Source organism: Streptococcus danieliae, assembly GCF_013415245.1.
GTDB lineage: Bacteria > Bacillota > Bacilli > Lactobacillales > Streptococcaceae > Streptococcus > Streptococcus danieliae_A.
Genome location: NZ_JACBXX010000022.1, coordinates 20,335 through 37,592, shown reverse-complemented (window position 1 = coordinate 37,592; position 17,258 = coordinate 20,335). Strand labels below are relative to the sequence as shown.

Sequence of the window (17,258 nt, the reverse complement as noted above, 5' to 3'; positions counted from 1 at the left end):
CCAAAGCTTGAGGGAGTATTAAGATGCCAGTATATACAGAAGCTAAAATTCGTAAAATCCTAAAGGAGCTGGCTCTCTCTCGAGATGGTCAGCTGGAGTTAAGGAAGGAAGATCGTTTGACACCGGCTGCTAAGAGTTTTCTGAAAGAGCGGAACATCCAGATTTTCCTACAGGAGCAGGAATTGCCTTTGGAATCCTCTGAAAAGGTGGCTCTAGAGCCTGAGCATTTTTTGTATCGAATCGAGCCCTTATTGGTTCAGATTTTGTTCGTCCAAAAGTCGCTGTATGAGGCTTACGAAGACAGCCGTCTCCAGCAATTAGAGAAGTATCGACTCATCTTGACGCAAATGTATCAAGGTCACCTCCTAGATGATTTAGCTGATTATGGGAATGGTCTAAATCTTGATTTGGGGGAAGCGATTCTCAATCAAGGATTGGACAAAGCTCATCTCCTAACCGATTTTCGCTTGGATCGGTGGCAATTGGAGTTGTACCAGCTCTATAGTCTCTTTCGTCAAGTAAGGATTGATTTGGAAAATGACGGAAAGGGTGAGGTTGCTCATCGCTTAGCTCACCTCTTGCGGAATTTGGAAGAATTGCTTTGGCAATTGGTGGAAGATTAAAGAGGAGGAAACCGTGGTATTTGAATCATTAGTAGAAAAAGTTGTGTCGCGTATCCAGGAGGAACTGGATACGACCTTTGAAGTAGAGGCTAGTGGCCGCCATATCCATTTAAGTCAGGAAGCACTTGATCACTTATTTGGTCCGGGCTATCAGCTGACCAAGGCCAAAGATTTATCACAGCCGGGTCAGTATGCTTGCGAGGAGAGACTGACACTGGTTGGTCCCAGAGGTTCCTTCCAAAATGTTGTGATTCTTGGTCCTGTACGATCGGCTAGTCAGGTTGAAGTATCGGCAACTGATTGTTTAACTTTGGGTGTTAAAGCTCCCATTCGTGAGAGTGGGGACATCAATGGAAGTCCAGGTTTTGTCCTCGTGAATGGCACCCGCTCACTTTCGGTTGACCAGGGGCTCATTGTTGCTAAGCGGCATGTTCATATGACGCCAGAAGACGCAGCCAAAGCAGGTGTCTCCAATCATGAAATTGTCCAAGTTCAGGTTTACGGCGAACGCCCCTTAATTTTTGACGATGTTGTGATTCGGGTAAGTCCTCAGTTTGCAACCTATATGCATATTGACTATGATGAAGCCAATGCGGCAGGCTTTAAGAAGGGCATGCGGGGGCGGATTTTGAAGAAAAACTAAGGGGGAACTGATGAAAGATATGGAGAAACTGGTTCAGGAGTTGACCACCCGTATTTTAGATAAGATTCAAGCAGAAGAATCCTTACCAAGGGCTTGTGTCCGAGGAACAGATGAATTGCGGGAAAAGGTTGCCCAGGCAGGTTTTCGTTTAGTGGAAACCAGTCATGAAGCGGATGACTGGTTGATTCAAGACTTGCCCTTGGCCTCCTTACTTCGTTTATCCCAGCTTGTTCCCCAGCCAGGCCTAGAGGAGGAAATCTTTTACCGGATGTTGGCAGGGAAATCCGTTTTTATAGTGGATTGGTTTCAAGAACTGGAATCTAACTCGTCTATCCCAAGAGTTCTAGCTCAAAAGATCAAGGAAGCACAACGCCTATTGATTTCCTATGGGATTCGGGGTGGTAGTCTCAGTCATTATTTGAGCCAGTCAAGTCCTAAGGGTCAGGAAAGCACTTCTCATTCGTCCAAAAAGCAACTCATCACGGAAAAGAAACTACGTGACATGAATCTGCAGGACGGAGCTGTCTTTAAGCTTGAACCGGGAACGATTGTGACCGCCTTGGCTCGGGACTTCTTGAAGCGCCATCATATTTTGCTGGAAGAGTGAGGAAGTCTTATGTTTGTTGGAAAGGTCAGAGGAAGTTTGTGGGCCACTAGGAAGGAAGAGAGCTTAAATGGCTTGAAGTTCCTAGTGGTGGAACGTCAACTAGAAGGAAAGCAAGCTGCGACAAACCTTGTGATTGCAGCAGATACCATTGGGGCTGGCGAAGGAGACCAGGTTCTCGTAACAACGGGAAGTTCTGCACGTATCGGTCTGAGTCGAGAAGGGATTCCTATCGACATGTTGATTGTCGGAATTATTGATAAAATTTCCCTGGAAGCGGATACTTCAACAGGGTAAAAGAGTTGAGTGGGGTGAGCGTCTGATGTTTTGAGTAGGAATCTTAACAGGCACTCACTCTTCGATTTTAAAGGAAAAATGAGGATAATATGAGTATCAATGAGATCATCATTTATATCATGGTCCTGTTTATGATTGCCGGTGCCATTGATAAGTGTATCGGAGGTAAATTAGGACTTAGTGAGCAGTTCGAAGAAGGGATTATGGCCATGGGAGCCTTGGCGCTCTCCATGGCTGGGATTATGGTTGTAGCACCGCTCTTAGCAAATTTGTTAAAACCGATTGTTGTTCCTCTGTATGGTTTGGTGGGGGCCGACCCATCCCTATTTGCAACCACCTTTATTGCCAATGATATGGGAGGAGCTCCGCTAGCGCTGAGCCTCGCCCAGGATCCAGCTGTAGGGCAATTTGCTGCCTATGTTCTGGGGTCGATGATGGGGCCGACAATCGTCTTTACGATTCCAGTCGCCTTGGGAATTATCGAAAAAGACGACCGACCACTATTGGCCCGAGGAATTCTGTATGGTCTTGTAACAGTGCCGATTGGCTGCTTGTTAGGAGGTCTTTTGGTTCCAGGCCTAACGATTGGGACACTGTTTGTCAGCCTTATCCCGATTATTCTAGTGTCTGGTCTTATCTTCCTAGGTCTTTCCCTGGCTCCTGAAAAAATGATTAAGGGATTTGAAGTTTTTGGACAAATCATTGTCATGATTGCGACCCTAGGTCTGGCTTTTGGTGCTGCCCAACTCCTAACCGGGAATGAGTGGCTGGTCAGCCTGTATCCTGAGGGGACCGATATTTTGAAAGAAGCCTTTGAAGTTGTCGGAACGATCGCGGTAACGCTGGCAGGAGCTTTTGGCTTGGTAGCTATTTTTACGAAAGTTGCCAATAAACCTTTATCCGCAATTGGAAAATCGTTGGGGATGAATGAAGTGGCAGCGGCAGGTCTCGTCGCTTCACTGGCTAACAATATCGCCATGTTCCAGATGTTGAAGGACATGGATCGACGTGGGAAAATCATCAACGTTGCCTTTGCGGTATCCGCCTCCTTTGTAATCGGAGACCATCTAGGTTTTACCGCCGGTCAAAGTCCAGAGATGATTGTTCCAATGATGGTTGGAAAATTAGTAGGGGGAATAACAGCAGTTCTTTTGGCTTATTTCCTCACAAAAAAGAAGTGTAAAGGAGACCTAGAATGGGTGAAGTTGAACGCCACCAACTAGAAGAGTTGGTTCGCAAAATTCTGCTAGAGGAATTAGGAACAAAAGTGGGTGCTAAAAAGGTTAGCAAGGCAGGCGTAGCTTCCATCGCCTTAACAAGCCTGGATGTACGTCCAGAGGATCGTCTGGATACGGGCAATCCCAAAGATCAGGTCTATACAAGAGACCTCCTAACCCTAGAGGAAAGTCCTCGCCTGGGTCTGGGTCTGATGACCATGGAGAAGACCACCTTCCCTTGGCATTTAGACTATGATGAAATTGACTATATCATTGAGGGTCGCTTAGACATCCTTGTCGGCGACGAGGTCATGAGTGCCGGCCCCGGGGAAGTGCTCTTTATTCCTAAGGGAAGTGATATTCAGTTCTCTGTTGCGGACAAAGCGCGTTTTATCTACGTGACCTATCCGGCAGATTGGCAAAATTCTTAATTTAGTGATTGACATGAAAGCGGTTTTATATTAGAATAAAGATAACATGAGATTCTGATTGGAACCTCACCACAGCGTTGTGGAGATCAATAGTGGAGAGCAAAGGTGCTACAAAAAATGATTTTTTTGTAGCACCTTTTTTTCTTCTGGGGGAGTTGCGATGAAACAATTTCTTTTAGCAGGTACTTCAAGTGGAGTTGGCAAAACGACCGTTACTTTAGCTGTACTCCAGGCACTAATTTTAAAAGGGTATAAGGTGCAACCTTATAAGGTAGGACCAGATTATATTGATACAGCTTACCATAGTCGGATTAGTCAGCGGGCTTCTCGGAATTTAGATATGTTTATGATTCCAGATGTAGAGGCTTTAAGAGGGACCTATCAGGAGGGGTGGTTACAGGCTGATATTGCTTTAGTTGAAGGCGTTATGGGACTGTTTGATGGTCTAGGAACGGATCGAGATTGTGCGTCATCAGCTGCTGTGGCTAAGAGATTAGGGATTCCAGTCATTTTGATTGTGGATGGAAAGTCGACTTCTACTTCAGCAGCAGCTGTTGTGAAGGGATTTGCTGAATTCGATCCAGATGTCGCAATTGTTGGCGTCATTATCAATCGTGTTGCTTCTCAGCAGCATTTCGAGTTGATTAAGGGAGCGATTGAACGTTATACCAATGTAGAAGTTTTTGGCTATTTAAAAAAAGAGGACTCTTTTATACTCCCATCTCGCCATCTAGGCTTAGTTCCTCAGGAAGAGATGGCAGAATTAGATCAACTCTTTCTAGATTTAGGACGACGGGCTCTGGAGACCATTGCTATCGATCGAATATTGGCTTGCTGTGATTCAGACATTCGCCCTGCTTCCCTTCCTTTTTCAACTTCTGTTTCTTTGCCCTTGCGTTTGGGATATGCCAAGGATGAAGCTTTCCACTTTTACTATGCTGATAATTTGAGCTGGCTCGAAAAGGTAGGGGCTACTCTAGTTCCATTTAGTCCTTTAAGAGATACCCGTTTGCCAGAAGCTGATGCTTATTATTTTGGAGGTGGTTTTCCAGAAGTTTTTGCAGACCAGCTAGCGGAGAATGTTTCTTTTCGTCAATCTGTTTTAGAAGCTCATCAAGCAGGAAAACCAATCTATGCTGAGTGCGGTGGTCTTATGTATTTAGGGGAGTTTTTGGAAGTCGAAGGAGCTTTGCATTCCATGGTCGGAATTTTTCAGGGAGTCAGTCGAATGACAAAGCGGTTGAAACGCTTTGGGTATTGTCGAGCAGTCTGCAAGGAGGATACCTTATTTGGGCCGAAGGGAACGATTGTTTTAGGTTATGAATTCCACCATTCTATTTTTGAGACGCAGGAGCAACCAGTATTACATTTGGAAAAATGGCGAGATGGCGAGAGGGTGGCAAGCTGGGAAGGGGGATATCAAAAAGGGAATAGTTTTGCAAGCTACCTGCATGTTCATTTTTATCAGTCAGAAAATTTGTTCTACCAATGGCTTCATCGTTTAAGGAGGGATTGAGATGCAACTAATGGCGATTCTGGTTGCTGTTGCCCTAGATATGTGTTTAGGAGATCCCTATCACTGGCCTCATCCTGTTAAATGGATGGGGAACTGGATTTCTTACTGCCTCGGCTGGTCATTAAGAAAGACTCATCCTCATGTGTTTGGTGCTCTGCTCTGGATTTCTACTGTCGGGGGAACTTATTTGGTAGCTTGCCTTGGACTATTTTTGGCGCAAAGAGTCCATGCTTGGCTCTATTGGCTAGTTTGGATTTATCTATCCTATACCTGCTTGGCTGCTAAAAGTTTGGAGTTAGAGGCTCGGAAAGTTCAGTTCGCTTTAGAGCAGGGTGGATTAGTGGCTGGGCGTCAACAAGTAGGAATGATTGTAGGACGAGAGACTCAAAATTTATCGGAGGAAGAGATTCTTAAAGCTACAGTGGAAACTGTTGTTGAAAATACCTCAGATGGAATCGTAGCTCCATTAATGGCTTTGTTTTTAGGAGGTCCTATACTGGCTCTTGTATACAAGGCAGTGAATACTTTAGACTCTATGGTTGGCTATAAAACCGAGGCCTATCAAACAATTGGTTATGTAGCCGCTCGGATGGATGACTTAGCTAACTTGATTCCTGCACGTTTAACGTGGTTTCTGTTAATTGCTTCATCGGTTCTTCTTCGTTTGAATTCAAAAGAGGCTTTAAGAATCGGTTGGAGGGACCGCTATCAGCATGCTAGTCCAAATAGTGCTTTTACAGAAGCTCCACTGGCCGGAGCGCTTGGTATCCAACTCGGAGGTGGTCATTTTTATCATGGAGAATGGATTGATAAGCCTAAGATTGGAGACGAATTACGTCCTATTTCACGTCGAGATATCACTCTTTCCATTAAACTGATGTATCTAGTAGAATTTTTTGTACTCCTATTAGGAATTTTATACAAGGTCTATATCGGTTGATTCAGTAATGGAAGAATTAGGGGAGGAAATTACATGTCTTATATAAAAAATCCATCTTCGATTGAAAAGCGAAGTTTTCAAATCATTCAATCAGAGATTAGGGATCAGTATCCTGATTATCAGTTTCAATCGGAGATGGAGGAGTCTATTATTAAACGTTGCATTCACACAACGGGAGATTTTGATTATTTGCAAACCTTGGAATTCCATCAAGATGCTATAGAGAGTATTCTGTCTGTGTTTCAAGAAAAAGGAACGATCCTATTTGATTCCCCCATTTCTTTGAATGGGATTAATAAACGAGTTTTAGATAAGATGGGGGTGACCTATGTCTGTCTTGTTCCACAAGGCTGTGGTTTGAAGTCTGGAAAAACAAGGGCCCAGCAAGCGATTGATTTAGCCAAGGAGATTGCCGGCCCAAAACTGTTTGCTTTTGGAGAAAGTACAGAGGGATTGACTTATTTATTAGAAAACATGAATGCGGGTGAACTTGATGCTGCGGCTATCTTAGCTTTACCAGTTGGATTTCTAGACGTTCTAGAAGTTAAGGAGGCTGTCCGTCAATCAAGTCTTCCCAGTATTGTGAATGCAGGTTATAAAGGTGGGGCAACCCTGGTCGTTGCTGTGCTGAATGCCATTTTGTATCAAGCAGGGCAGGTGGAAACAGAGGACTATGTCCGCTATTCTACAAAGCAAAATCAGGAGTGAGGGATTAGAGATGGGCTACCATAAATCGACAAAGGACAAAGATCAACTATTATGGATTGAGCAACGATTAGCAGAAGAGTATCCTGAGCTGGAGGAGTTAGAGGAGACTTTTCAGTGGATGTTAAAACGGGTTTTACTCGTGACAGCAGATTTTGATTATTTAGAAACGATTCAGTCTTCTAATCAAGCTATTGAAGCAATTCAAGAGGTTTTTCGAAAAAAGGGGACGATTTTTACAGATACGACGATGGTTTTGGGTGGTTTTCGGACTTCCTTATTGGATAAGTTGGGTGTTCAGTACCGTTGTTTAGTAAATAACCCAGAGATTTTTAAAGAGGCCAAAGAGAAGGGGATTACGCGTTCTATGGCCGCTGTTGAGCATGCAGCTGCTCTCCCAGGCCCCAAGCTATTTGTGTTTGGAAATGCACCAACATCTATTTTTAAAGTTTTGGAGCTAGTAGATCAAGGACAATTGGATCCGGTACCTGTAATTGGTGTCCCTGTAGGCTTTGTGGGGGCTGCTGAGTCGAAAGCACAATTACATGCTAGCTCTTTACCCGCTATTGTTGCTCTTGGTAGAAAAGGAGGAAGTACAGTAGCAGCTGCAATTGTAAATGCATTAGCAGAAAGAATGGGGTAGAGAATGGTGGGAGGAATAGATCAAAGTTCTGACTATGCATATGTCAATGGAAAGAAACTCAGGAAAGGTTACACGACCGGGACTTGTGCAACAGCAGCTAGTGTAGCAGCTGCGCAGATGATTTTGGAACAAGATTTGGTAGAGCGTGTTTTGGTTCGTACTGCTTCCGGTCAGGATGTTTGGATGCAAGTGGAGGATGCTTGGTTTGACGGAGATAGAGCACGGGCAGCTATCCGAAAGGATGGCGGAGACGATGCTGATGCGACTCATGGTCTGCTTATCTACGCCTATTTTCGGCTAGATAGGAAAAATACACCTATCACCATTGAGGGTGGTATCGGTGTAGGGAGAATTACGCAGAAAGGGATGCCTCTAGCTGTTGGTATGGCTGCTATTAATCCGACCCCACGAAGAATGATTGAAGAATCGCTACGTTCATTATTGGGTTCAGATTTTGGGGGTCATGTGGAAATTGTTGTGCCTGAGGGAGAAGAGGTTGCAAAACTGACCTATAATTCTCGACTGGGAATTGAGGGTGGGATTTCGATACTGGGGACTACTGGTATCGTCAATCCGATGTCAGAGGATAGTTGGAAGGCAGCTATTAGTCTAGAACTTTCAATGTTGTATCAACAGGGACATCGGTCAGTTGTACTGGTCCCTGGGAATTACGGAGAAGCTTTTGTTCGCGAGCATTTTTCAATTTCTCCTCATTTGATTGTCAATATGAGTAATTTTGTAGGCCATATTCTGAAGGAGGTTCAAAGAATTGGTTTTACGAAGGTTTTGCTTGTGGGGCATATGGGAAAATTTGTCAAGATTGCAGCAGGAGTTTTTTCAACTCATAGCAAAGACGCTGATGCTCGTATGGAGACACTGGTTGCTAATTTGGCCCTGCTGGGAGCTCCTTTGCCTTTGTTAAGGGATATTGATGCCTGTTTAACAACAGAGGCTGCTGGAGATTTGATTGAGCAGGCAGGCTACCAGTATCTGTATCAGGTTCTGGTTGACAAGATTCAACAACGTTGTCTCCGACTTGTTAAAAATCGGAAGCCAGAGGTCCAGATTGATGTTGTTCTCTTTGCTTCTCGGACAGGATATCTCGCCTCAACGGAGCCTTTGGAATACTTACAAAAGGAGTGGCAATGATTGATGTTATTGGAATTGGTCCCGGGAATCCGGACTTGGGGCTTCTATCACAGGATCGACTATTTCAGCAGGCTGATAAAATTATTGGAAGCAAGCGGCATCTAGCGGTTGTCCCCGATATTTATCGACACAAAGAATTAATAGCTCCCAAGAAATTGGCAGATTTAGCAGTACTTCTTAGTAAAGAAATGCCGCAGCAAAATCTAGTCTATCTGGTTTCGGGAGATCCCTTAATCTACGGTCTTGGAAAGTGGTTGTCGGAGAAGTTTCCTACAAGTGTTCGCATTTGGCCAGGTATTAGTTCGATTCAGTATTTGGCTAGTCGCATTTCTTTACCCTTGAATGATAGTTATATTACGAGCAGCCATGCGAAAAATCCCGATTATGATCGTATTTTTGCTCTTGAGAAAGTTTTTATGGTAACCGATCAAAAAATCGGACCCTATCAACTAGCTCAGGAATCTTTGATGAGAGGTTGTCAAAAGTACTTTATCATTGGAGAAAATTTAAGCTATCCCGAAGAAAGGATTGAAATCTATAGCGCTGAAGAAGTTGAAGACCGTACGTATGACATGAATGTGGTGGTGATTATTAATGAAAGATTCTCTATTTTTACGGGACAAGGTGCCAATGACAAAAGCGGATGTTAGGGCGGTCTCGATTGATAAGTTGGACTTACGGACAGCCAAACGTTTCTTGGATGTCGGTGCTGGGACGGGGAGCATCTCTATCCAGGCTGCCTTGGAATATCCGCAATTAGAAGTCGTTGCGATTGAGCGAAAAATAGAAGCGGTTCAGTTGATTCAAAAAAATCGAACTCATTTTGAATGTGAGAACCTTGAAGTGATTTCAGGTTTAGCACCTGTGGATCTATCGGGTTATTTTGATGCAATCTTTGTTGGAGGCACTGGTGGACAGATGGCGGATATTTTTTCCTGGTGTCATGGCTTATTACATCCAGGTGGCCGATTGGTTTTAAATTTTATCTTATTGGAAAATGCTTTAGAAGCCTATCAAATTGCAGACTCCATGTCGTGGGTAGATGTAGAATTTGTATCGATTCAATCAAGTCAGTGGACTGGACTGGGATCGGGACATTATTTTAAACCACAAAATCCCACCTTTATTCTATCCTGCAAAAAAGAAAGTTGAGGAGAGTCATGACAAAAGTACACTTTGTAGGAGCCGGTCCTGGTGATGTTGAATTAATCACTTTGAAGGGCTACCGTCAGTTGAGTCAAGCGGATGTGGTCATCTATGCTGGTTCTCTTGTAAATCCAAAATTGCTAGATTACTGCAAGGATGGCGTTCAAATCTACGATAGTGCTGGTATGGATTTGATGGAGATTATTGACGCCATGGAGAAAGGTGTCCGTGAGGGCAAGAAAGTGGTACGTCTACAGACCGGAGATTTCTCTATCTATGGTTCTATTCGTGAACAAACGGAGGAAATGAAAAAGAGAGGAATTGATTTTGACTGTACTCCAGGTGTTAGTTCCTTTTTAGGGGCAGCATCTAGTATAGGGACAGAGTATACCGTTCCAGAGGTATCGCAAAGTGTTATTATCACCCGAATGGCCGGTAGAACACCAGTGCCGGAGAAGGAATCTTTGAGAAGTTATGCCCAGCATCAGACTTCTATGGCGATCTTTTTATCCGTTCAAGGGATTGAGACGGTAGTTGAGGAATTGGTTCAAGGAGGCTATCCTCGAACAACTCCTGCAGTTGTAATTTATAAAGCAACCTGGCCAGAAGAAAAGGTGGTCAAGGGAACCTTAGAAACAATTGCAGATCAGGTACGGGAGGCTGGAATTCGAAAGACTGCGTTAATTCTCGTAGGAGATTTTCTTGGTCAAGAATTTTACTATTCTAAACTTTACCATAAACAGTTTGCACATGAATTTCGTAAAGGACAAATAGATGATGAATCCTAGGTCACGAGTGGCGATAGTCGCTTTGACGCAGCAGGGAAAAGAGACAGCCTTTCGTCTCGCTTCTGTATTGCCACAATCGAGTTCGATTATAGTTCCTCAACGGTTGTGGGAAGAAGGGGTGTATCTCTTGGAAGGCGGAGCCAAGGCAGGACTTGCAAGACTCTTTCAAGAGGTTGATGTCCTTATCTGCATTATGGCTACAGGGATTGTGGTCCGTTCACTGGCTTCTGTCATCAAAGATAAGACGGAAGATCCCGCTGTTCTTGTTTTAGATGAGAAAGCAGAACATGTGATTAGTCTTATAAGTGGTCATTTAGGAGGAGCCAATGCTTGGGCTCGGACGATTGGGCGACTCCTTGGGGCAGATCCAGTTATCACAACGGCTACAGATGTCCAAGGAGTTACTGCCTTAGACCTATTAGCCAAGTCTCTAAATGCTTGGACACCGGCCCTTCGCCCCTACATTGTTCCCTTTAATCGTTGGCTAGCACAGGGTCAGTCGATTGCTTGTTACCAAGAAAAAGATTGGCTAGAAAATCTTCCTGGATTAGAGATGGTTGATCGCGAGGAGATAGATAAACTAAAGGATGAAAATCTCCCATTGATTATTTTGACCTTAAAGCCGCAAGAGTACTCAGAAAGGGAAAAACAGGTTTGTCTTTGCCCGAAGCCTTATTTAGTAGGGGTTGGGGCACGTAAGGATTTAGATCCAGCAATTTTTGAAGAGGGATTTCACACATTTTGCCGACTACAAGGAATTGATCCAAGAGAAGTAGCTCGTCTTGTAAGTATTGATGTTAAAAAAGAGGAAAAGGCTATTTGTCAATTAGCAGAACGCTTGCAAATTCCTTTTGAAACGTATTCGAAAGAGCAACTGCAGTTGGTGGCTGCTAACTATCCCCAATCAGAATTTGTAAGGCAAACGGTTGGTGTCGGTAGTGTGGCTCTTGCTAGTGCAGATCTTGCGAGTCATGGGCGAGTCTTGAGTCAGCGTTTTGCTTTCCAGGGAGCTACCTTTGCGCTTGCTGATGCCAAAGCTTTTGATTGCTGACAATACTGCTAAAGCACATAAAGTCCTCTTATTTTTTGAATCGGTAAAACTCATAAAGGAGAAGTAGATAGATGTTATATGTAATTGGTTTAGGACCAGGCAAGAAGGAATTGATGTCTCAAGAAGCCTTGGAAGCCTTGGAAAAGTCTGAAATTATTGTTGGTTATGCAACCTATATGCGCCTGATTCAGGATCTATTAGAAGGCAAAGAAAAAGTATCAACAGGAATGCGTAAAGAGGTAGACCGCTGTCAAAAGGCTATTGATTTAGCACTAGAAACAGGGAAGACTGTAGCTGTTGTTTCCAGTGGAGATGCTGGGGTCTATGGGATGGCAGGATTGATTTTAGAATTGTTGGATGAAGACTCTGACTTGGAGGTTCGAGTCATTCCGGGTATTACAGCGAGCTTAGGGGCAGCTGCCTTACTAGGCGCTCCTTTGATGAACGATTTTTGCCATATTAGTCTTAGTGACTTGATGACCCCTTGGGAGATGATTGAGCGGCGTCTAAAAGCAGCTGCTGACGGGGATTTTGTAGTCTGTCTTTATAACCCTAGAAGTAAGGGACGCCCTGATCATCTGGCTAGAGCTTTAAGTATTTTGGAATCGGGTAAAGCGGGTGCGACCATTGTTGGCATTGGGAAGGATGTTGGCCGGAAAGAGGAAGAGATGATTGTGACCAGACTTGATGAGGTGGATGAGACTTTGGTAGATATGACCTCGATTGTGATTGTTGGGAATAAAGAAACCTATGTTAAAAATGGCCGTATGATCACTCCTCGGGGGTACCGGCTATGACCTACTTACTATTAGGTGGGACCTCTGATAGTCAATCGATTTTAGCCCTCTTTGCTAGTTTAAATCTACCGGTCATTACTTCGGTTGTCACGGATTATGGGAGGCATTTAGCTTCTCAATATGGACAGCCTGTTATTCAGGGGCGTATGACAGCTGAACAAATGCTAGCTTTGGTGAAGGATAGGGGAATTCGGGGGATTTTAGATGCTACTCATCCCTTTGCAGACTTGGTTTCTAAAGAAGCTATACGAGCCGCAGATCTAGCTCAAATTCCCTATTTAAGGTTTGAGCGACCAACTACAACTGACTTATCTGGTGCCAAAGTAGTCCATTCAACACAGGAAGCGATTGCTTGGATTCGGGAGCAGGGATTTACCAGTGTTTACTTGGGGACTGGTAGTAAGACGCTTGACCAATTTGTAGCTGGTCTGCCAAATGTACGTTTCCAAGCGCGTGTCCTTCCTACTTCAGAAGTAGTAGCTCATTGTGAGAGTTTGGGGTTAGTAGCAGATCAGATTGATGCTTTAAAGGCTCCTTTTTCCAAAGAATGTAACCGAGAATTGTGGAAGCGAGCGAAAGCTCAGGTATTTGTTTCTAAGGAGAGCGGAGCAGTTGGCGGAATTCGGGAGAAGATTGATACTTGCTTGGAACTGGGAATAGCATGTCTGATTATTGCTCGTCCGCTTGTGAATTATCCCAATCAGGTATCGACATTGGAGGAGTTGGAAGATTATTTAGGTGCGGAAAGGATGTAGGCCATGCAGAAAGATTTCCAAGGTTGTGTTAGCTTAGTGGGGGCTGGTCCCGGAGATTTGGAACTTTTGACCCTAAAAGGAAGACGATGTCTCGAAGGTGCAGATGTGGTGGTCTATGATCGTTTGGTAAATCCTGCTCTTCTGGATTACGTACCAAGGAGCTGTCGTAGGATTTTTGTTGGTAAGGAAGTGGGACAGAAAACAATCTCTCAGGAGGAGATCGAGGGCATTCTCATCCAAGAAGCTAAGGCTGGTAAGAAGGTTGTCCGGTTAAAGAGTGGAGATCCGTATATTTTTGGTCGTGGAGGAGAGGAGGCTATGAGGTTGAAAGCTGAGGGAATTGCGTTTGAAGTGATTCCTGGTTTGACTTCAGCAATGGCGGGACTCACTTATTCAGGGATTCCAATGACCTATCGAGATCGGGCAACCAGCTTCCATGTATTTACAGCCCACCTTCAAGATGAGGAGCAAGCGCTCAACTGGGAAGCAATTGCGGCCTTAAAAGGGACTCTTGTTTTTCTAATGGGGTTGGGAAGATTGGAAACTATTGTTGGGGAGTTGGTAGCAAGAAATTATCCTCTATCAACACCTGTAGCGGTTATTGAATGGGCGACACATCCCCAGCAACGATCTTTAATAGGGACATTAGAAACAATCCTCGCTCTTGTGAAGGAAGCACATTACCAAACTCCATGTCTGATTGTAGTAGGGGATGTGGTTAACTTTAGCCAAGACTTGAATACCTATGAATCACTGCCCTTAAAAGGACAATCAATCCTAATTCAAGAAGGAGCTTCTCGTTTATCTGAATTATTAAGAAGTTACGGAGCACAGGTGAGGAGTTTCCCTAGAAGAAAAAATATGAAAAAATTACCTTCGTTCGTATCGGACTCCTCGTCGGAAATCTTAGCTTTTGCTGATGTTGGAAGCTGGCAACTTTTTGTGGAGGATTTGAGGCAAGAAGCTAGAGATATTCGTTCACTTGCAGAGAACAAAATCTGGGCTTTGGGTCACCTAGTTCAGAGTTTTATGGAAGAGCGAGGACTTTATCCAGACTCTCAGAGCCCGTATCTATGTGATCCTCAATTAGTAAAAAATAAGGATTATCAAATTTATTGTTCATTAGATCAGCAGAAAGAGTTGGCAGATTATTACGGTCAGGAGAGACTTTGTGTAACGCATGGTTGGGAAGTGGCACCTATGGACGAGGATGACTATTTCTCCGGATCTTCTGCGGTCTGTTTGCAAAATAGCCGAGCAGCACGCGACTTTATCGGGCTTGCAACTGCTCATTGTAATATCCCTGTTTTTGTAATGGGGCAGCGAACCCGTACCTTAATGGAGGAAGCTGGCTACAAGAATATCGTATCTTCTGAGCGACCGGATTTTCAGAGTTTGGTGGAGACTTTATTTGTATATAGTGAAGAGGGGAGCGCTAAATGAAGAAAGCAATTGCTGTGGTTAGCTTTGGTACTAGCTACCGAGAAACACGAATAAAAACGATTCAAGCTTGTGAAGAGCGGATTCAAGCTCAATTTCCTCAAGAAATGGTTTATTCAGCCTATACATCGGGCATGGTTCGGAAGAAGATTGAAAGACTGGAGGGGATTCGAATTCCGTCTGTTGCAGAACTTCTTTTGGAGTTGTTAGAAACAGGTATTCAAGAGGTTTTTATTCAGCCGCTACATATCATACCTGGCTCGGAATACCATAAAATTTTGACAGACAGCCAACCTTATATAGAACAATTTAAAAAACTGGTGGTAGGTGATCCTCTCTTAGTTAGGGAAGAAGATTTTCGCCATGTTGCTGAGGAATTGATAGCCGCCTATCATACAGATTCGTGTGAAGAAGTGACTCTATTTATGGGGCATGGCAGTTCGCATAGCTCTTTTACGTCCTATGCGGCTATGGATCATTTTTTTCAAGGTTCTTCTTTAACATTGGCTTGTGTTGAAAGTTACCCAGATTTTGAGCAAATTATAGCCAATTGGAAACGAGAGGGAGTGGTTCACAGAGTTCGCCTAGTTCCCTTTATGTTGGTGGCAGGGGACCATGCCCAAAATGACTTGGCAGGAGAAGAAGATTCCTGGGCTAGTCGTCTAAGAGAAGAGGGATTTGAAGTTGAGATTGATTTGACGGGGCTTGGAGAAAGACCGTGGATTCAAAATCTTTTTGTGGAGCATATTCAACGTAGAAGGAAGGGATGACTTATGGCAAAGTTTTATGGTATAGGTGTTGGACCAGGAGATAGTGATCTCGTGACAGTGAAGGCTGTTCAGTGCTTGGCGAATCTTGATATTCTCTACACACCAGAGTCCAGAAAAAATGGGAAAAGTTTAGCATTGAGTATTGTGGAACCACACTTGTCCCCACAGCTATGTATTAAACAACGGCATTTTCCGATGATTTCTTCCTTTCAAGAAAAGAATAATCAATGGTCCGCTATTGCGCGTGAAATTATTAGTGATGTAAAGGACGGGTGGAATGTAGGGTTTGTGACCTTAGGTGATCCGATGGTTTACAGTACTTATAGCTATCTGTTAGAGAGGATCGGAACAGACATTGAAACAGAGACCTTATCTGGGATTCCTTCTTTTATCCAGTTGGCGGCGACTTTGCAGTTACCCTTAACAATGGATGACCAGTCCTTAGCTGTGATCCCTGCTACAGCATCGGAGGACACCTTGGAGCAGGCCTTGCTTCTTCACGATACAGTTGTCATTATGAAGGTTGCGAATCATATGGATCGTGTTCGGTCTTTATTGGAACGTTTGGATTTATTGGAGACTAGTCATTTGGTTAGTAAAGTGGCTATGGAGGATCAAGAAATCAAAAGCCCACTGTCTTCTGTACATGATTTAGCTGGTTTAAGTTATTTCAGTACAGTTTTAGTTACAAAGAGGAGTCATTAATATGTTGAGAAACTATCGCAAGAAACAAGTCCTTGCTGTGCCTGTTCTCGTTTGTTTACTGACCTTACTTAGTCAAGAGAATGTGTCTGCTATGCATATTATGGAAGGTTACCTTCCCCCTATTTGGTCATTGATTTGGTTTATTGTGTTTCTTCCTTTCTTTCTATTGGGGATTAAAGAAATTCGCAGGGTTATTCATCGGGATCCATCTGCCAAGACTATGCTAGCTTTATCTGGGGCTTTTGTCTTTGTTCTTTCGTCTTTAAAAATTCCATCAGTAACTGGTTCTAGTTCACATCCGACTGGAGTTGGTCTCGGAACAGCCTTGTTTGGTCCGTCTGTGATTAGTGTGTTAGGGAGCATTTGCCTTCTATTTCAGGCCTTGCTCCTAGCCCATGGTGGGATAACGACTTTGGGAGCCAATGCTTTTTCAATGGCCGTTGCAGGTCCATTTGTCGGTTTTGCTAGTTATCGTGTGGCAAGACGTCTTCATTTGTCACAACAAGTCTCATTATTTCTTTGTGCAGCCTTTGCAGACTTGGCAACATATATTACAACATCTGTTCAGTTGGCTTTAGTTTTTCCAGATCCGGTGAGCGGCTTTGGAGGTTCTTTGGTCAAGTTTTTAGGAGTTTTTTTGATGACTCAGATTCCGATAGCGATTGTTGAAGGATTATTGACTGTGGTTTTCTATAACCTGCTATCAGATAGTTTGCCTGTATTTAAGGAGGTTTTTAGATGAAAGGAAAATCTAGCTTATTGTTGTTAGCAGGAGTTGTCACATTGATTTTACTAGCGTTTTATCTAGCTCCTAGAGGAGTGGAGTTCGGTGGTACGGATGCAGCTGCTGAAAGTTTGATTACAGAAATTTATTCAGACTATCAACCTTGGTTTCAGCCAATCTTTGAACCCGCTGGATCGGAGGTGGAAAGTCTCTTGTTTACATTACAGGGGAGTTTTGGTGCAGCAGTTATTTTTTATATTCTAGGCTATTATCGGGGGAAGAAGCAGGTAGCTGAGTAGCGAGAGAAAGGAGAT

Annotated in this window: 22 protein-coding genes; all 22 read left to right on the top strand. The window is 43.7% G+C overall.

What is annotated here, in order from left to right:
- Nucleotides 1-23: 23 nt before the first annotated feature.
- The 22 genes from HZY94_RS00300 (at nucleotide 24) to HZY94_RS00195 (ending at nucleotide 17,243) form a co-directional block, all read left to right on the top strand.
- On the top strand, nucleotides 24-623 hold the full coding sequence (locus tag HZY94_RS00300; RefSeq protein WP_160331946.1) for a hypothetical protein: 600 nt from the start codon (nucleotides 24-26) through the stop codon (nucleotides 621-623).
- A gap of 13 nt (nucleotides 624-636) precedes the next feature.
- Entirely contained in the window at nucleotides 637-1,266 is a 630-nt protein-coding gene (eutD, locus tag HZY94_RS00295) for an ethanolamine utilization phosphate acetyltransferase EutD (RefSeq protein ID WP_160331945.1), read from the top strand.
- 10 nt (nucleotides 1,267-1,276) lie between these two features.
- Entirely contained in the window at nucleotides 1,277-1,873 is a 597-nt protein-coding gene (locus tag HZY94_RS00290) for a hypothetical protein (protein WP_160331944.1), read from the top strand.
- Between the two features lie 9 nt (nucleotides 1,874-1,882).
- Entirely contained in the window at nucleotides 1,883-2,167 is a 285-nt protein-coding gene (locus HZY94_RS00285; RefSeq protein WP_179924487.1) for a EutN/CcmL family microcompartment protein, read from the top strand.
- 89 nt (nucleotides 2,168-2,256) lie between these two features.
- A complete protein-coding gene (locus tag HZY94_RS00280; protein ID WP_179924486.1) occupies nucleotides 2,257-3,390 on the top strand; it encodes an ethanolamine utilization protein EutH in 1,134 nt (377 codons plus the stop codon).
- Complete coding sequence (locus HZY94_RS00275) at nucleotides 3,363-3,815, top strand: cupin domain-containing protein (RefSeq protein WP_160331941.1); 453 nt, start codon at nucleotides 3,363-3,365, stop codon at nucleotides 3,813-3,815. Before HZY94_RS00280 ends, HZY94_RS00275 begins: the two co-directional genes overlap by 28 nt.
- Nucleotides 3,816-3,975: 160 nt before the next feature.
- The gene (locus HZY94_RS00270) at nucleotides 3,976-5,331 is read left to right on the top strand and encodes a cobyrinate a,c-diamide synthase (RefSeq protein WP_179924485.1); all 1,356 of its coding nucleotides are present in this window, start codon (nucleotides 3,976-3,978) and stop codon (nucleotides 5,329-5,331) included.
- Nucleotide 5,332: 1 nt separating this feature from the next.
- Nucleotides 5,333-6,271 (top strand): adenosylcobinamide-phosphate synthase CbiB, encoded by a 939-nt coding sequence (gene cbiB / locus HZY94_RS00265; RefSeq protein WP_179924484.1) that lies wholly within the window; start codon nucleotides 5,333-5,335, stop codon nucleotides 6,269-6,271.
- 33 nt (nucleotides 6,272-6,304) lie between these two features.
- Nucleotides 6,305-6,979 (top strand): precorrin-8X methylmutase, encoded by a 675-nt coding sequence (locus HZY94_RS00260; RefSeq protein WP_179924483.1) that lies wholly within the window; start codon nucleotides 6,305-6,307, stop codon nucleotides 6,977-6,979.
- On the top strand, nucleotides 6,945-7,619 hold the full coding sequence (locus tag HZY94_RS00255; protein ID WP_228064515.1) for a precorrin-8X methylmutase: 675 nt from the start codon (nucleotides 6,945-6,947) through the stop codon (nucleotides 7,617-7,619). Before HZY94_RS00260 ends, HZY94_RS00255 begins: the two co-directional genes overlap by 35 nt.
- 3 nt (nucleotides 7,620-7,622) lie before the next feature.
- Nucleotides 7,623-8,768, top strand: coding sequence for a cobalt-precorrin-5B (C(1))-methyltransferase CbiD (gene cbiD, locus HZY94_RS00250; RefSeq protein WP_179924482.1), 1,146 nt, complete (start codon nucleotides 7,623-7,625; stop codon nucleotides 8,766-8,768).
- Nucleotides 8,759-9,418 carry a cobalt-precorrin-7 (C(5))-methyltransferase gene (locus HZY94_RS00245; RefSeq protein WP_179924481.1) on the top strand — a complete coding sequence of 220 codons (660 nt, stop codon included), beginning with the start codon at nucleotides 8,759-8,761 and terminating at the stop codon, nucleotides 9,416-9,418. The genes cbiD and HZY94_RS00245 overlap by 10 nt, the downstream gene beginning before the upstream one ends.
- Entirely contained in the window at nucleotides 9,363-9,920 is a 558-nt protein-coding gene (locus HZY94_RS00240) for a decarboxylating cobalt-precorrin-6B (C(15))-methyltransferase (protein ID WP_160331934.1), read from the top strand. Before HZY94_RS00245 ends, HZY94_RS00240 begins: the two co-directional genes overlap by 56 nt.
- An 8-nt stretch (nucleotides 9,921-9,928) precedes the next feature.
- The gene (locus HZY94_RS00235; RefSeq protein ID WP_160331933.1) at nucleotides 9,929-10,702 is read left to right on the top strand and encodes a cobalt-precorrin-4 methyltransferase; all 774 of its coding nucleotides are present in this window, start codon (nucleotides 9,929-9,931) and stop codon (nucleotides 10,700-10,702) included.
- Nucleotides 10,689-11,753 carry a cobalt-precorrin 5A hydrolase gene (locus HZY94_RS00230; RefSeq protein ID WP_160331932.1) on the top strand — a complete coding sequence of 355 codons (1,065 nt, stop codon included), beginning with the start codon at nucleotides 10,689-10,691 and terminating at the stop codon, nucleotides 11,751-11,753. The genes HZY94_RS00235 and HZY94_RS00230 overlap by 14 nt, the downstream gene beginning before the upstream one ends.
- 71 nt (nucleotides 11,754-11,824) lie before the next feature.
- Complete coding sequence (gene cobJ, locus HZY94_RS00225; RefSeq protein ID WP_160331931.1) at nucleotides 11,825-12,550, top strand: precorrin-3B C(17)-methyltransferase; 726 nt, start codon at nucleotides 11,825-11,827, stop codon at nucleotides 12,548-12,550.
- On the top strand, nucleotides 12,547-13,305 hold the full coding sequence (gene cobK, locus HZY94_RS00220; protein WP_179924480.1) for a precorrin-6A reductase: 759 nt from the start codon (nucleotides 12,547-12,549) through the stop codon (nucleotides 13,303-13,305). Before cobJ ends, cobK begins: the two co-directional genes overlap by 4 nt.
- Before the next feature lie 3 nt (nucleotides 13,306-13,308).
- A complete protein-coding gene (cobA, locus tag HZY94_RS00215; RefSeq protein WP_179924479.1) occupies nucleotides 13,309-14,748 on the top strand; it encodes a uroporphyrinogen-III C-methyltransferase in 1,440 nt (479 codons plus the stop codon).
- Nucleotides 14,745-15,515: a sirohydrochlorin cobaltochelatase gene (locus tag HZY94_RS00210; RefSeq protein WP_160331928.1), complete on the top strand. Its 771-nt coding sequence runs from the start codon at nucleotides 14,745-14,747 to the stop codon at nucleotides 15,513-15,515. Before cobA ends, HZY94_RS00210 begins: the two co-directional genes overlap by 4 nt.
- A gap of 3 nt (nucleotides 15,516-15,518) precedes the next feature.
- Entirely contained in the window at nucleotides 15,519-16,220 is a 702-nt protein-coding gene (locus HZY94_RS00205) for a cobalt-factor II C(20)-methyltransferase (RefSeq protein WP_160331927.1), read from the top strand.
- A 4-nt stretch (nucleotides 16,221-16,224) separates the two neighbouring features.
- Nucleotides 16,225-16,962 (top strand): energy-coupling factor ABC transporter permease, encoded by a 738-nt coding sequence (locus HZY94_RS00200; protein WP_179924495.1) that lies wholly within the window; start codon nucleotides 16,225-16,227, stop codon nucleotides 16,960-16,962.
- Nucleotides 16,959-17,243 carry an energy-coupling factor ABC transporter substrate-binding protein gene (locus HZY94_RS00195; RefSeq protein ID WP_160331925.1) on the top strand — a complete coding sequence of 95 codons (285 nt, stop codon included), beginning with the start codon at nucleotides 16,959-16,961 and terminating at the stop codon, nucleotides 17,241-17,243. The genes HZY94_RS00200 and HZY94_RS00195 overlap by 4 nt, the downstream gene beginning before the upstream one ends.
- The last annotated feature ends 15 nt before the right edge of the window (nucleotides 17,244-17,258 follow it).